This is a genomic window from Streptomyces odontomachi (assembly GCF_024435355.1).
Taxonomy (GTDB): domain Bacteria; phylum Actinomycetota; class Actinomycetes; order Streptomycetales; family Streptomycetaceae; genus Streptomyces; species Streptomyces odontomachi.
Genome location: NZ_JAMJWG010000005.1, coordinates 12,095 through 25,604, shown reverse-complemented (window position 1 = coordinate 25,604; position 13,510 = coordinate 12,095). Strand labels below are relative to the sequence as shown.

At 72.3% G+C, this 13,510-nt stretch carries 10 protein-coding genes; 4 read left to right on the top strand and 6 right to left on the bottom strand.

The features are described 5' to 3' along the window. Positions 1 to 393: 393 nt before the first annotated feature. Positions 394 to 1,782, bottom strand: coding sequence for an NsdA family TPR-like regulatory protein (locus NQO67_RS12990; RefSeq protein WP_255950061.1), 1,389 nt, complete (start codon positions 1,780 to 1,782; stop codon positions 394 to 396). A gap of 1,054 nt (positions 1,783 to 2,836) precedes the next feature. On the opposite strand from NQO67_RS12990, the gene NQO67_RS12985 reads away from it, so the two are divergent. From NQO67_RS12985 to NQO67_RS12975, 3 genes are all read left to right on the top strand, one after another. Next, a complete protein-coding gene (locus NQO67_RS12985; RefSeq protein ID WP_255950060.1) occupies positions 2,837 to 3,484 on the top strand; it encodes a bifunctional DNA primase/polymerase in 648 nt (215 codons plus the stop codon). A gap of 369 nt (positions 3,485 to 3,853) precedes the next feature. Further along, positions 3,854 to 4,657: an ABC transporter ATP-binding protein gene (locus tag NQO67_RS12980; RefSeq protein WP_255950375.1), complete on the top strand. Its 804-nt coding sequence runs from the start codon at positions 3,854 to 3,856 to the stop codon at positions 4,655 to 4,657. Next, on the top strand, positions 4,654 to 6,309 hold the full coding sequence (locus NQO67_RS12975; protein WP_255950059.1) for a transporter: 1,656 nt from the start codon (positions 4,654 to 4,656) through the stop codon (positions 6,307 to 6,309). Before NQO67_RS12980 ends, NQO67_RS12975 begins: the two co-directional genes overlap by 4 nt. A gap of 76 nt (positions 6,310 to 6,385) precedes the next feature. Here NQO67_RS12975 and NQO67_RS12970 read toward each other — a convergent pair whose 3' ends face one another. Continuing rightward, positions 6,386 to 7,246 carry an alpha/beta fold hydrolase gene (locus NQO67_RS12970; RefSeq protein WP_255950058.1) on the bottom strand — a complete coding sequence of 287 codons (861 nt, stop codon included), beginning with the start codon at positions 7,244 to 7,246 and terminating at the stop codon, positions 6,386 to 6,388. 802 nt (positions 7,247 to 8,048) lie between these two features. After that, the gene (locus tag NQO67_RS12965; protein WP_255950057.1) at positions 8,049 to 8,744 is read right to left on the bottom strand and encodes an iron-dependent transcriptional repressor DtxR; all 696 of its coding nucleotides are present in this window, start codon (positions 8,742 to 8,744) and stop codon (positions 8,049 to 8,051) included. Positions 8,745 to 9,298: 554 nt separating this feature from the next. Here NQO67_RS12965 and NQO67_RS12960 point away from each other — a divergent pair. Then, entirely contained in the window at positions 9,299 to 10,054 is a 756-nt protein-coding gene (locus tag NQO67_RS12960; RefSeq protein WP_255950056.1) for an SIS domain-containing protein, read from the top strand. Between the two features lie 336 nt (positions 10,055 to 10,390). On the opposite strand, the gene NQO67_RS12955 is transcribed toward NQO67_RS12960, so the two are convergent. The 3 genes from NQO67_RS12955 to pdxH form a co-directional block, all read right to left on the bottom strand. Beyond that, positions 10,391 to 11,968, bottom strand: coding sequence for a PAS domain-containing protein (locus tag NQO67_RS12955; protein ID WP_255950055.1), 1,578 nt, complete (start codon positions 11,966 to 11,968; stop codon positions 10,391 to 10,393). Continuing rightward, on the bottom strand, positions 11,965 to 12,132 hold the full coding sequence (locus NQO67_RS12950) for a hypothetical protein (RefSeq protein ID WP_255950054.1): 168 nt from the start codon (positions 12,130 to 12,132) through the stop codon (positions 11,965 to 11,967). Before NQO67_RS12950 ends, NQO67_RS12955 begins: the two co-directional genes overlap by 4 nt. 732 nt (positions 12,133 to 12,864) lie before the next feature. Then, entirely contained in the window at positions 12,865 to 13,503 is a 639-nt protein-coding gene (gene pdxH, locus NQO67_RS12945) for a pyridoxamine 5'-phosphate oxidase (protein ID WP_255950374.1), read from the bottom strand. Between the last annotated feature and the right edge of the window lie 7 nt (positions 13,504 to 13,510).

The window sequence follows — 13,510 nt, the reverse complement described above, 5'->3', positions numbered from 1 at the left end:
CCGGGGCACCCGCGGCGCTCGGGCCCGCCGGCGGGCGGGGCCCGGCGGACGGGGCCCGACGGCCCGGCCCGCCCACGCACCGCCCCGCACCCCACCCCTTCCTCGCTTCCACGGGGATGCACGCCTCATCCCGCACACATCAGGCCCACACATCAGGCCTACGCGTCAGGCACCCGCGTCAGGCGCAGTCACCAGACCCATGTGTCAGGCCCGGTCGTCACGCCCACACACCGGGCCCACTCGTCACGCCGCACCACATCCCCAACGCCGCGTATGGGGCCCGTTCCCAGCAGTCCGATCCGCATCCGCACGGCCCCGTCCGCATACCTGCGCCGTGGGGCCCCAGGCCGCGCCGCGTCGTCGGCCCACGTAAGCGCCCGCCGGGAACCCGTCTCACGCCGCCTGGAGTTCCAACCGGGCGCCGAACTCGCGTACCACCGCCTCCTCCCGGAACGGACCGAGGCGCTCTTGGAGGTCCTCCAGGTATTCGGCGCCGCGGTTGGAACGCAGGGTGCTCAGCAGTTCGACGGCCTGGAGGCCGGTGTGGCAGGCCTGTTCGATCTCGCGCTGCTGCACATGGGCGGTGGCGAGCAGCACGTAGCCGATCGCACGCCGTCGCGCACGCGACTCGGGGTGCCCGGCCAGCGCCTGACGGGCGTACCGGGCCGACGCCTCGGCCTGCCCGAGGTCGCGGTAGCAGTGCGCCAGTTCGTCGGCGAGATACGCCTCGTCGAAGTGCTCGATCCAGTCCGGGTTGTCGTCCGCATCCTCCTGCCCCGTGGCCCGCTCCATGGCTTCGACGGCTCGGCCCGCCACCTCCTGGGTGCGGCGCGCGTCGCCCAACAGCGCATGGCCGCGTGCCTCCGCCGCGTAGAACATCGCCTCCACACGCGGCGGGACACGGTCGCGGGTGCCCTCCTGCGCCGCGCGGGCCAGTTGGGCGATCTCGCGCGGGTTGCCGAGTTGGGCCGCCAGGTGGCTCATGGAGGCGGCCAGGACGTATCCGCCGTAGCCGCGGTCCCCGGCCGCCTGGGAGAGTCGCAGCGCCTGGATGTAGTAGCGCTGGGCGAGACCTGGCTGACCGGTGTCGACGGCCATGTATCCGGCGAGTTCGGTGAGCCGCGCCGACGCCGCGAACAGCTCACGGCCCACCGTCTCCGGATAGGAGCCGGCCAGCAGTCCGGAGACGACGCTGTTGAGGTAGTGCACGACGACGGGGCGTACCTGCCCGCTGCCGTACTGGTGGTCGAGGTCGACCAGGGCGCGCGTCATCGCCCGCACCGCGGCCACGTCCGAGTCCCCGACCCGCGGCCCCGCGGTACGCGCGACCTGGGCGTCGGAGGTGGAGATCAGCCAGTCCCGGCTGGGCTCGACGAGCGCGGAGGCGGCGACCGCCGACCCGTTCAGGAAGTCCCGGCGGCCCACGTCGCTGCGCCACAGCTCGCAGACCTGCTCGATGGCGCCGAGCACGGTCGGCGCGAACATGAGACCGACACCGGAGGCGAGGTTCTTGCCGTTGGCCATGCCGATCTCGTCGATGGTGACGCTCCGGCCGAGCTTGCGGCCGAGCGCCTCGGCGATGACGGCCGGGGCCCGGCCGCGCGGCTGCTGCCCGCGCAGCCAGCGTGCCACGGATGTCTTGTCGTATCGCAGGTCGAGGCCGTGCTCGGCGCCGCAGAGATTGACCCGGCGGGCCAGTCCTGCGTTGGAGCACCCGGCTTCCTGGATGAGCGCCTGCAACCGTTCGTTCGGCTGCCGCGCGACGAGCGGCCTTGCGGCCATGGTGTCGTACCCCCTGTGGCTACGGTCGTGCCGTATCTGCACTGTGCACGGATCGATGACGTGCCGGCCTGTGACGGGCCGGTCAGCCATCTGCTGGTCAGTTGAGTGGTCGTCGGTCGGGAGATGGTCAGTCGAGAGATGGTCGGAAGAGCGGTGGTCGGAAGAACGGTGGCCGCGGAGATCGCGGTGGTCGATTGTGTGCTGGTCGGTCATGTGGCTGGGACGGCCGCTGGGTGGTCGCTGGTTCTGGCCATACGTCATGTGGGTGGGTGGTGACCGGTGGCGCGGAAGCCGGTCGGCCAGGTGGACGGCGGCGGCGAGTCATGGGTGAGGGGTCATGAGTCTCCAACGCGTCACGTGCGGCATGTACGTCCTAGGTCATGGGTCATAGGTCATGGGTCATGGGTCTCCAGATCGCAGGCGGGGCGCGCGGTGGTCATTCGCCCGTGGGCCGTCGCTGAGCCGTCAGCTGTCCGTCGACGGTCCGTGGCCTCCGCTGCGGGCCGCAGGGCGGCCGGGTTGTCCGGGCCCCACCGGGCTCCCCTGGAGCCGTTCGCCGGGCGCCTGTCGGGGTGCCGGGGGACGTCGGGCGCGCTCCGGGCGTATCGGGGAAAGCCCCACGGAGCCTGGCATGTCCTCGCGGACCCGGTCCCGGGCCGGCGAGGTCCTTCCGCAGAGCCTTCGCCGTGATCGATGCCCAGCAACCAAGGGGTCAATGCGGGACATACGGGTAATGCCCGATAAGCGCCGTTCAATGCCGCTGTTCCGGCCATGGGTCGTCCCGCCCCTTCCCCTGGTTACCCCGCGGCCGTCGCCGTTCCGCATGCGCGCCCCCACCCGTGCTTCCGTGCGCCCCACATGCCGAGGCAATGCTCCTGTGCTGCGCTCCGCCGTGCCGTAACCCCGTGTTACTACGGGAGTTGAGACGAACATGAAAGAGACCATCGGAGTGACTTCCACCAGCCCCTCGGCCCCCTTTCCGGCCATGTCCACCACCACGACGCCGATATCAACCGCACCCTCCCCTTCCGGGAAGTCCCGGACCAGCCCACCCATGACCCGCCGGACTCCCTCACCGCTCCCCCAGCGATACGACGACGCCCTTTTGGACACGGCCGCACGCTACGCGGAAGAACGTCACTGGGACGTCCTCCCCGGCACCTGGCTGGAGGTGGCCGACGGCACCCAGCGCTGCTCCTGCGGCGATGCCGCCTGCCCCGCGCCGGGCGCCCACCCCGCGCGGGAGGACTGGTCGTCGGAGGCGACCGGCAGCCCGATCGTGGCCCGCCGCATGTGGGAGCAGCGCCCCACCGCGTCGGTGCTGCTGCCCACCGGACACACCTTCGACGCGCTCGACGTGCCGGAGACCGCCGGGCTGCTGGCGCTGGCCCGCATGGAGCGCATGGGGCTCACGCCCGGCCCCGTGACCCGCACCCCCCTGGGCCGTCTGCACTTCTTCGTCCTCCCCGGCGCCGCGGCCAAGCTGCCCGGGTTGCTGCGGCAGGCCGGCTGGGGGTCCGGCCGGCTCGACCTGACCGCGCTCGGCGAAGGCGGCTACGTCCCGGCGCCGCCGACCCGGTACGGCGGCCGGGGCGTCGTGCAGTGGGTCTGCCACCCGACCACGGCGAACCGCTGGCTGCCGGACGTGACGGAACTCTTCGCCCCACTCGCCTACGCCTGCGGGCGCGAGGCCCGCCTCTGACGAAGGCCCCGCCGGCCCTCCGCGGATCTTCCCCATTATGCGCAGATCCGTCGTAGCCCGATCAGTTATCCACAGGCCCTCTGTCCACGGCAACGTTATCCACAGGCTTTCGGGCGCTGTGGGCAAACCCCGTATCGTGCATCGAGCGAGGCAACGACGACGGGGAGGGGCGATCCGGTGACAGGCGGAGAGCCGGCGAGGACCGCAGGCAAGACGAGCACGCCGGCCGCGGCGGACGGCACGGGCACACCCCCGGAGCCTGACGTGCCAAGGCCGGCGGAGGCGTCCGGGGCGACACAAGCTCCCGACGCCACCGAACCGAAGGATCCGGCCACCGCGCCATCCGCCGCTGACCAGGCGGAGCACCCGGTGTCCGGACCCGGCGGCTCCGCGGCGTCCGGGTCCGCGCTCGCGGTGCGCGTCCAGGGCCTGTGGAAGCGCTTCGGGCAGCAGACCGCGGTCGCCGGCATCGACCTGGACCTCCCCGCGGGCCACTTCATCGGCCTGGTCGGGCCCAACGGAGCGGGGAAGACCACCACGCTCTCCATGATCACCGGCCTGCTCCGGCCGGACGAGGGCACGGTGCAGATCGTCGGCCGTGACGTGTGGCGGGACCCGGTGGACGTGAAGTCGCGGATCGGGGTGCTGCCCGAGGGGCTGCGGATGTTCGAGCGACTCTCGGGCCGCGAGCTGCTCGGGTACACGGGCCGGCTGCGCGGTCTGCCCGGCTCCGAGGTCGACAAGCGGGCCACCCAGCTGCTCGATGTGCTCGGCCTCGCCGGCTCCCAGCACAAGCTGGTGGTGGACTACTCGACCGGTATGCGCAAGAAGATCGGTCTCGCCTGCGCCCTCCTCCACAACCCTGAGGTGCTCTTCCTGGACGAGCCCTTCGAAGGCGTCGACCCGGTCTCCGCCCAGACCATCCGCGGCGTCCTGGAGCGCTACACGGCCACCGGGGGGACGGTCGTCTTCTCCAGCCATGTGATGGAGCTCGTCGAGTCGCTGTGCGACTGGGTCGCGGTGATGGCCGCCGGTCGGATCCGCGCCCACGGCCCGCTCGCCGAGGTGCGCGGCGACGCCACCTCCCTCCAGGCGGCGTTCCTGGAGCTGGTGGGCGCCCAGAGCGGCGACACGGGCGACTCGCTCGACTGGCTGGGCGGGGGCACCCGATGACCGCGCCCGCGCCCGCCGACGCCCTCAGCCCGGTGGCGGGACCGCCCGTGACCGGCGTCCCCGGGGGAGCGCTCACCCCCGTGATGGTCCGGCTGAAGCTGTCCCTGCTCCGCAACGGCCTGCGCCGGTCGGCGGGGCGCCGGGTCGTCTACTTCGTCAGCATGGCCGTGGTGCTGCTGTTCGCCGCGCTGCAACTCGTCGGACTGGTCCTGCTGCACGGCAATGCGCACGCCGCCACCGTCGTGGTGCTGTTGGCAGCGGTGCTGACACTCGGCTGGGCGGTGATGCCGCTCTTCTTCCCCAGCGGTGACGAGACCCTCGATCCGACCCGCCTGGTGATGCTGCCGCTGCGCCCGCACCCCTTGATCCGCGCCCTGCTGGCCGCATCCCTGATCGGTATCGGCCCGCTGTTCACGCTCTGCCTGCTGGTCGGGTCCGGTATCGCGGTGGCGCGTGGGGTGGCGGCGGCGATCGTCGCGGTGCCCGCCGTCGTGTTGACCCTGCTGGTCTGCGTGGCGCTCGCGCGCACCGTCGCGGTCGCCAACATCCGGCTGCTGACCTCCCGCAAGGGCCGCGACCTCGCGGTGCTCAGCGGCCTGATCATCGCCGTCGGCATCCAGGTGGTGAACTTCAGCGCCCAGCGGCTCGGCGCCGCAGGCGGTGTGGGCAAGCTCGACCCGGCCGCCGACGTGGTGCGCTGGATCCCGCCCGCCTCGGCGCTCGGTGCGGTCGACGCGGTGGGGGACGGGGCGTACGGCACGGCCGCCGCCCAGCTGGCGCTGGCGGTGCTCGCGCTGCTCGCCCTGCTGTACGTGTGGCAGCGTCACATGACGCAGCTGATGACCGCGCCCGACGGCTCCACCATCGGCGCCGCCGAGAACACCCGGGAACACTCGGGCCGCACCTCCGGCCTGGCACGCCTGCTGCCTGCCGGGCGGGTGGGGACCGTCATGGAGCGCAGCCTGCGCTACATCTGGCGCGACCCGAAGACCAAGGCCGCGTGGGTGACGTCCCTGGTGATCGGCCTGATCGTGCCGGTCTTCAACGTGGTGCAGCACAAGGGCTCGGTCTACTTCGCCTGCTTCGCCTCCGGGATGCTCGGCATCCAGATGTACAACCAGTTCGGGCAGGACTCCTCCGCGTTCTGGATGATCGCGACGACGGTGTCCGACACACGCGAAGCCTTCCAGGAGCTACGCGGCCGTGCCCTGGCCCTGATCCTCATCACGGTTCCGTACGCCTCACTGGTGACCGTCGTGACCACGGCCATCGTCGGCAAGTGGCATGCCCTGCCGGAGGTGCTGGGCCTGTCCTACGCGTTGCTCGGCGCGCTCCTTGCGACGGGCGCCTGGTCCTCCGTCCGCTTCCCCTATTCGATACCGCGCGAGGGCTACAAGAACGTCGCCCCCGGGCAGGGCGCGCTGAGCGGCCTCTCGATCCTGGGCGGCATGTTCTCCTCCGCCCTGCTCTGCGCACCGGTGATCGGCACCACGATCGGCCTGCACATAGCGGACGCGACCGACCTGAGCTGGCTGGTACTCCCGCTGGGCGCGGTCTACGGCGCAGCCGCCGCCATCGTGGGCCTGCGCACCGCGGCCCCGGTGATGGCACGCCGGCTCCCGGAGATCCTGACGGCAGTCGACAAGGGGTGACGACCACGGCCCTGGGGCGTCCCCAGGGCCATGCGTCCCCAGGGCCCATGAGGGCGTTTCCTCGGCGGCGGCGTCCTCACGCCGTGAGGACGCCCTCCAGGAACGGTTCGACGGCGGCGCGCCAGGCGTCCGGTTGGTCGTAGTGGGCGAGGTGGCCCGCGTCGGGGACCTCCGCGTAGGCACCGCGGGGTAGGACGCGGACCATCTCCTGGGCCTCGGCGCGCCCCAACTCGCCGTCGGGGCCCCGGACGACGAGGGTCGGGCAGGTCACCTGGGCGAGCTCCTCCCAGTGCGCCTCGTACACCCAGGTCTCCCGGGAGGCGAGCATGTGGGCGGGTTCGAAGACCGGACGCCAGCCGTCGTCGGCCTCGGCCATCACCTCGGCGTAGTAGCTGCCGCGTGCCGGGTTGGGCCGCTCCAGCCAGGGGTCCTGTTCGCCGAACCAGGCGCGTACGTCGGCGAGCGTCGCGAAGGGCACCGGCCAGGATCTGAACCAGTCCTCCCACTCCCGCTGGGAGGCGACGCCGAGCGCGGATGCCCGCATGTCGTAGAGGACGAGGCCGCGCACCAGGTCCGGTCGGCTGGCGGCGAGTTGCCAGGCGGTCAGCGCTCCCATGGCATGGCCGATGACGACGGCAGGGGCGAGGCCGAGCTGGACGATGGCGGCCTCTGCGTCGCCGACGTAGGCGTCGCGGTGGTACGCGCCCTCGGCGGGCTTGCCGCTACGGCCGTGTCCCCGCTGGTCGAGCGCGACCGCGCGATGCCGAGCGGAGAGCCAGCGAGCCGTGCTGGCCCACTGCGAGGCGCGCCCCATCAACCCGTGCAGTAACAGCAGGCCGGACGCATGGGCGGTGTCCTCGCCCTCGGGAGGGTCGCCAAACTCCCACGCCGCGAGGCGGACGCCACCTACGCCCTTGACATCGATGCGCCGTGCCATCGATGAGCACCCCCTGTGTCAGCGGCCGACGTGCCGTGGTCCGTGCAGTGGTACGTACCGTGGTCCCCGGAGCACCGGGCGGCCCTGGAGCACCGGGAAGCCCCAGAACACCTGATGGATCCAGGCCTGAAGCACTCGCACATTATCGAACCTGTATTCGAAATTCGGCCTGGCGGCGTCAATACCCCTCGTTCGAGTGACCGCACACGGGGATTGATCGGCGCGGCCGAGGGGAGATCTTCAGCGGGAGGCGGACCGCTCGGGGACATCGGTCCGAGGGGATTGACCCTGAGAGCTCGGGGCTCCGGGTCAGCACTGGGGAGGATGGGTCCCGGCGCCCAGCGGCGCCGGGACCTCTGGTTTTGCGACGACAGGTCGGCGCCGCGCCCCGCCCGCGCGCCCACCGCCCTTCCACACTCGTACGGCACGCCCCACGCCCCCTACTTCAGGCCACACGACGGCCCGATCCTGGACGTGGCGACAGCCCAGGCTCGTGGCCCCATGGCAGGCCAGGTCACGCACCACCCGTGCCCACCGAACCCCTCGCGTACTCAGCTCAGTCGGAGACAGCCCATGAGGGCATATGCCTCTGTCTGCCCCACAGCCTTGCACGCTCAGCGACGAAACGCTGTAGTTCCGCGTACAGAAATGGTTGAATTTTGCATCCGGTGCGCGGATCCCCTCTGCACAGGGAAGCGTACGGCGGGTAACCCCACCGGACACGTCGGACAGCCGTCATGCCGGTGGCCGCGCGCGAGCGCAAACGACATCAGCAAGGGGCCGGGTGGCCCACTCGCAGCCGTCAGCGCTTGGCGACGAAGACGTGGGAGGCGGTGTCCGACTCCAGCTCGGCGGCCTCGCCTCCGCTGCCGACCAGGACGCCACCCGCCGACTCCGTCACGCTCACCACCGAGCCGGGCTGCACGCCCGCACGCCGCAGCGTGTACATGAGCTGGGCGTCGGTCTGGATCGGCTCGCCGATACGGCGCACCACGACCGTCTTCCCCTCGGAACCCGGCGCGAGGTCGGCGAGGGAGACCATGCCCTCGTCCAGGAACGGGTCGGCGGCCAGGTCCTTCTCGCCCAGCTCCTCAAGGCCCGGAATCGGGTTCCCGTAAGGCGACTCGGCGGGGTGGCGCAGCAGCTCCAGAACGCGGCGCTCCACGGCCTCGCTCATCACGTGCTCCCAGCGGCACGCCTCCGCGTGCACCTGCTCCCACTCCAGGCCGATCACGTCGACGAGCAGGCACTCGGCGAGCCGGTGCTTGCGCATCACGCGGGTGGCCAGCCGGCGGCCCTCGTCGGTCAGCTCCAGGTGACGGTCGGCGGCGACGGCGACCAGGCCGTCACGCTCCATCCGCGCCACGGTCTGGCTGACCGTGGGGCCGCTCTGCTCCAGTCGCTCGGCGATGCGGGCGCGCATGGGGACCACACCTTCCTCTTCCAGCTCAAGGATGGTGCGGAGATACATCTCCGTGGTGTCGATCAGTCCGGACATACGTGCCCCTCGATTTGGCTCGTGGCTCTGGTGCCTGCCCCCGCTGGCGATCCAACCAGGGGTGTCGCCTGGCCCCACTCAATTCTGACGCATCCCACGGACAACCGGGCCTATGGCAGGCACCCGAGCCTCGTGCCGGCACCCGCACAGGCCAGGGACGGGAGACCGCACGGCGGCAGAATGCGCGCCGGGCGTGGCGAGTCCAGCGGTTGACAGGACACTGGTCCAGACCGCACCGTGATCCGCGGCACACCGCGGGGTGCGCCATGGTGCGCCCAGGGCCAAGCACGTATCCGGCCCGTTCTCGGACTGGGAGGTTCCGGATCTCAGGAGTCTGCCAGGAGATCCAGGGACGTGCCAGGGGATCCAGGATCACGCAAGGGGATCTCGCGACACGCACGGGGTCGGGCATCCGCCCGGGGCGCCCCCTGACGTCGCCCAGACCCCGTGGGTCCGGAACGGATCCGGACAGCCCGACCGTGGAGATCCGGACGACGGTTCCAGCAACATCCGGACACGCGGGCGTCACCTCCCGACCCGAAGGGACTGCGCGGATGAGCGACAGGAATCTGGCCGACCGGTACTTCGACGCCGCGATCGCGCTGCTGGAGCGGGTACGCGACGACGGCGCCGACGCCGTCCAGGCGGCCGGTTCCCTGCTCGCCGACACGGTGGCCGCGGGCGGCCGGCTCTTCGCCTTCGGCGCCGGGCACTCCTCGCTCGCCGCCCAGGACATCGTCTACCGCGCCGGCGGCCTTGCGGTGATGAACCTGCTCGTGGTGCCGGGGGTCGTCGGCGTCGACGTCAGGCCGGCCACGCTCGGCTCCGCACTGGAGCACGTCGACGGGCTCGCCGACGCGGTGCTGGGCGTGAGCCCGGTACGGGCCGGCGACGCGCTGGTGGTCATCTCGCTCTCCGGGCGCAATGCGCTGCCCGTGGAGATGGCGCTGAAGGCCCGTGAGCGCGGTCTGAAAGTGATCGGCGTGACCTCCGTCGGCTACGCCACCGCCACCAGCTCACGGCACGCCTCGGGCACCTTCCTCAAGGATCACTGCGATGTCGTCCTGGACAGCGGGATCCCGGTCGGCGACGCGGAACTCACCCTTGAGGGCATCCCGGCGCCGTTCGCCCCCGCGTCCACCGTCGTCACCAGCGCCCTGCTCCAGGCCGCGGTGGCCACCGCGGCGGGCGCGCTCGCCGAGCGCGGCATCGAGCCACCGCTGCTCCGCTCGGCCAACGTCGACGGCGGCCGCGAGTGGAACGAGCAGATCCTCAACGAGTACCGGGACCGGATCTTCCACCAGCACTGATCCCGCCCACCGGCGCCCCCGTACGTCCCCGTACATCCCTGTATGTCTCCGTACGTCTCCGCGGGACACGTAGAACCCCGTGGACCCGGCGGAACCACGTGCAAAGCAGCACATCGACCTGGCTGGTTTCAATCGGCCACTCGCCCGGCCTGGCACGCGCCCGGCCGGGCACGGCGCGCTCGGGCCGCCGTTCGGCCGGCCGGCTCAGCCCCGGGCCGCCGGTTCAGGCCCGGGCCGCCGGTTCAGGCCCGGGCCGCCGGCTCAGGCCCGGGCCGCCGGCTCAGGCCCGGGCCGCCGGCTCAGGCCGTTCGGCCACCCGCCCACGCCACGCGCCCGTCACGCCATCCCGCCGCCGTCCAGCACCCGCGAGAGATCCAGCGCCGCGGCGATACGGACCGCGACGCTCTCCGCGTACATCGCGTCCGCGCGGTCGAACGGTGGGCGGCTCGCGCCGCGCAGGAACGTCACCACGCCCAGGGTCCTGCCCCGGCTGCGCAGCGCCGTGCACAGGGCGTGTACGGCATCGTCGGGCCACTGCCGCTCCGCCGCCCACCCGGGCTCGAAGGCGTTTCCGGAGGCGGTGGAACGGTCCGCCGGGGGGCGCCCGGCGCCGGTGGAGCGGTCGGAGGGCTCGGAGCGGTAGGAACCGGGTGAGCCGGGTGAGCCGGCGGCGCCGCCGCGGGCGCCCGCGTGGCCCGATCCCGGTCGGCCGTGCTGGGCGCAGGCGCTCGCCCGTACCGACCCCTCGCGCTCCACGCACTGCAACGCGGGATGTCCCGCGCCGTAGCGCACCGGGAGCCCGGCGCCGCCCGCGGGGACGCTCGGGCCCGGAGCACCGGACGGCGTCGCCACGGCCCGGACGAGCCGCACCGGGCCGTCGTCGTGCGCACCGTGGGCGTGCCCGTGGCCTTCGTGCGGGCCGTGGCCCACGAAGCCGCCGCCCGAGGTGATCAGGTCGATCAGGGCGTGGTCGGCGAAGCCCGCCAGCGCGAAGTCCAGCTGGACGGAGGCCGCTTCGGCCGGGTCCTCGCACTCGGCGGCGGCGCGGGCCGCGCGGTGCAGTTGGTTGGCACGGAACCGCAGCTGGGCGGCTTCCTGGGCAGCCTGCTTGGGCTCCGTCACATCCGTGAAGAGCCAGCCGACGCCCAACGGCACCGGCTCTTCGGCGAGCGGCGACGCAAGCCGCAGGAACCCGCTGCGCCAGCAGCGCCGCCGCTCCCCCTCGGGCGTGCGCAGGGTCACCCACATCTCGGCGGGTGCGGGCGGTGCGCCCTCGGCGAGCACATGCGTCAGGGCGCTCTCCAGCTCCTCCACGCCCTGCGCGAGCCACTCCCCCAGGGGACGCCCCAGCAGGGCGGTGCGGCCGCAGCCCAGGGCGCGGGCCGCGTAACTGTTGACGACGGCGGGCCGCAGGTCGGCGTCGACGAGGACGACGCCCCAGGCGGCGTCCTCGAAGAGCGCCTCGCTGAGCGCGATGGAACGCTCCAGGTCGATCTGCGCGTGCACCTCGCTGAAGGCGCAGTAGACCCCGGCGGGCTGCCCGTCGGCGCCCCGCACGGCGGCGGACTGGGTGCGGACGAGGACCCGGCCGCCGTCCTTGGTCAGCAGCGCGAACTCGTGCACCTGGCGGCCCGGCGCCCGCATGGCCGCGAGCAGCCGGCCCTGCACCTCCTCGGCGTCCGCGGGCCGCACCGCCCAGCCCGAGAAGCCGTGCCGGCCGACCGCCTCGGCAGCGCTCCAGCCGAGTATCCGTTCCGCCTCGCGGTTCCAGTGCGTCACCACGCCTTCGGCGTCGAAGGCGCACAGGGCCGCGTCCATGCCGTCGAGCAGCGCGGCGAGCAGGTCCGCCCCGTCCCGCCCGGGATCGGGTGGCCCCAGCTCGTCGGTGGTTTCGCTGCGCCGGGAAGCACTCACCGGGGTACCCCCTGCCGGCTGATGGGATGGGTGAAGTGCGCGGAGTGGGCGTGCGTGAAGCACGGGCACTCCAGGTCATTCAACTCGAACGTGACGGAGCCCACATGCCGTTCCTGGAAAATCATTGGAACGTGAAAATCCGGCACTTCCGGCAGCTCAGCCATGGCACACACCTTTTCTTCCGCCCTTGATGATGGCCCTCATCCCGCTCCCCGAACAACTGCTCGTGGAGCGGAAAAGCTGCGCGGGACGCGGGTAGCGCGGTCGGGCGCAGGGCGACGCACCGGGTGAGCGGGGCCTTGGCGGGGCGGTGGCGGCGGGGCGCAGGCGGCGGGTGCGGCAGGAGGACAAATAAATGCTTGAGCACGGCGCGGGGGCGTGCGTAGGCTGACAGCACTCGGGAAAGGAGGTGGTTCGGCAGATGTATGACAACCGGACGCGAGAGGTGACTGCGGGCTAGCGGCCCGACATCACACTCCTGTGCGGTGCCGGACCAGCGCGCGTGGGGTAAGACCCACACCCGCCACGTAGTGGTGGAGCGCAGCCGGCCAGTTCCACACAGTCACCCAACCCGCGAGCCGCCGGTAACGTCCGGCCGGCTCCCTCCGCCCCGGCGGAGGGACCAGGCTCGCGGGTTGTGCTGTTTTGTTCAAAGCTCGGTTCGCCTCCGGGCTCCCCCACGCTCGAACCTGCTCGCGCGGGAGGTACCCCCATCAGCCGGGGGTCGAGACGACAACCGTGCTCAGCCCTCCTACGTCGGGCCTCCGCGCGGTTGGCTTCTCGACACCGTCGCGCCCTTCGGCTCACTCGCCGGCCGTGGGAACCGTTTGACGCTGCTTGACGCCGTACCGAACCCGGCTCGGGGATGCGGCCGGAGTCCAGGGATGCAGCCCGGCTCAGGGATACAACCGATCGACGCGCCAAGCGCCCTCCGGGGTGCGGGTGTAGCGCAGGCGGTCGTGGAGGCGGTTTTCGCGGCCCTGCCAGAACTCGACGGTCTCCGGGGCGATCCGGAAGCCGCCCCAGTGCGGCGGGACCGGGACCGACTCGCCTTCCGGGTAGCGGGTGGCCAGCTCGTCGTAGGCGCGGTCGAGAGCGGTGCGCGAGGCGACGGGCGCCGACTGCTCGCTGGCCCAGGCGCCGAGCTGGGAGCCGTGCGGGCGGGTGCGGAAGTAGGCGGCGGTCTCGTCGCGGCCGGTGCGGGCGGCGACACCGGTGATCATCACCTGGCGGGCCATCGGGTGCCAGGGGAACAGCACCGCGACGCGCGGGTTCGCGGTCAGCTCGCGTGCCTTGCGCGAGGTGTAGTTCGTGTAGAAGACGAAGCCGCGCTCGTCGTACTGCTTGAGCAGCACGGTGCGGGAGCTGGGGCGGCCCTCGGGGTCGACGGTGGAGACCACCATGGCGTTGGGCTCGTAGAGCCCGCCCTGCTCGGCGACCTGCGCGGCTTCCTTGAACCAGCGGGCGAACTGCTCCATGGGGGTGGGTGCGAGATCCCGCTCGGCCAGCCCCTCGGCGCGGTAGTGCGCGCGCATGGCAGCG

What these genes read in the sequence shown, in the direction of transcription:
- NQO67_RS12990 (WP_255950061.1), bottom strand. Translation starts at nt 1,782, where the DNA reads ATGGCCGCAAGGCCGCTCGTCGCGCGGCAGCCGAACGAACGGTTGCAG.
- NQO67_RS12985 (WP_255950060.1), top strand. Translation starts at nt 2,837, where the DNA reads ATGACCCGCCGGACTCCCTCACCGCTCCCCCAGCGATACGACGACGCC.
- NQO67_RS12975 (WP_255950059.1), top strand. Translation starts at nt 4,654, where the DNA reads ATGACCGCGCCCGCGCCCGCCGACGCCCTCAGCCCGGTGGCGGGACCG.
- NQO67_RS12970 (WP_255950058.1), bottom strand. Translation starts at nt 7,246, where the DNA reads ATGGCACGGCGCATCGATGTCAAGGGCGTAGGTGGCGTCCGCCTCGCG.
- NQO67_RS12965 (WP_255950057.1), bottom strand. Translation starts at nt 8,744, where the DNA reads ATGTCCGGACTGATCGACACCACGGAGATGTATCTCCGCACCATCCTT.
- NQO67_RS12960 (WP_255950056.1), top strand. Translation starts at nt 9,299, where the DNA reads ATGAGCGACAGGAATCTGGCCGACCGGTACTTCGACGCCGCGATCGCG.
- NQO67_RS12950 (WP_255950054.1), bottom strand. Translation starts at nt 12,132, where the DNA reads ATGGCTGAGCTGCCGGAAGTGCCGGATTTTCACGTTCCAATGATTTTC.
- pdxH (WP_255950374.1), bottom strand. Translation starts at nt 13,503, where the DNA reads ATGCGCGCGCACTACCGCGCCGAGGGGCTGGCCGAGCGGGATCTCGCA.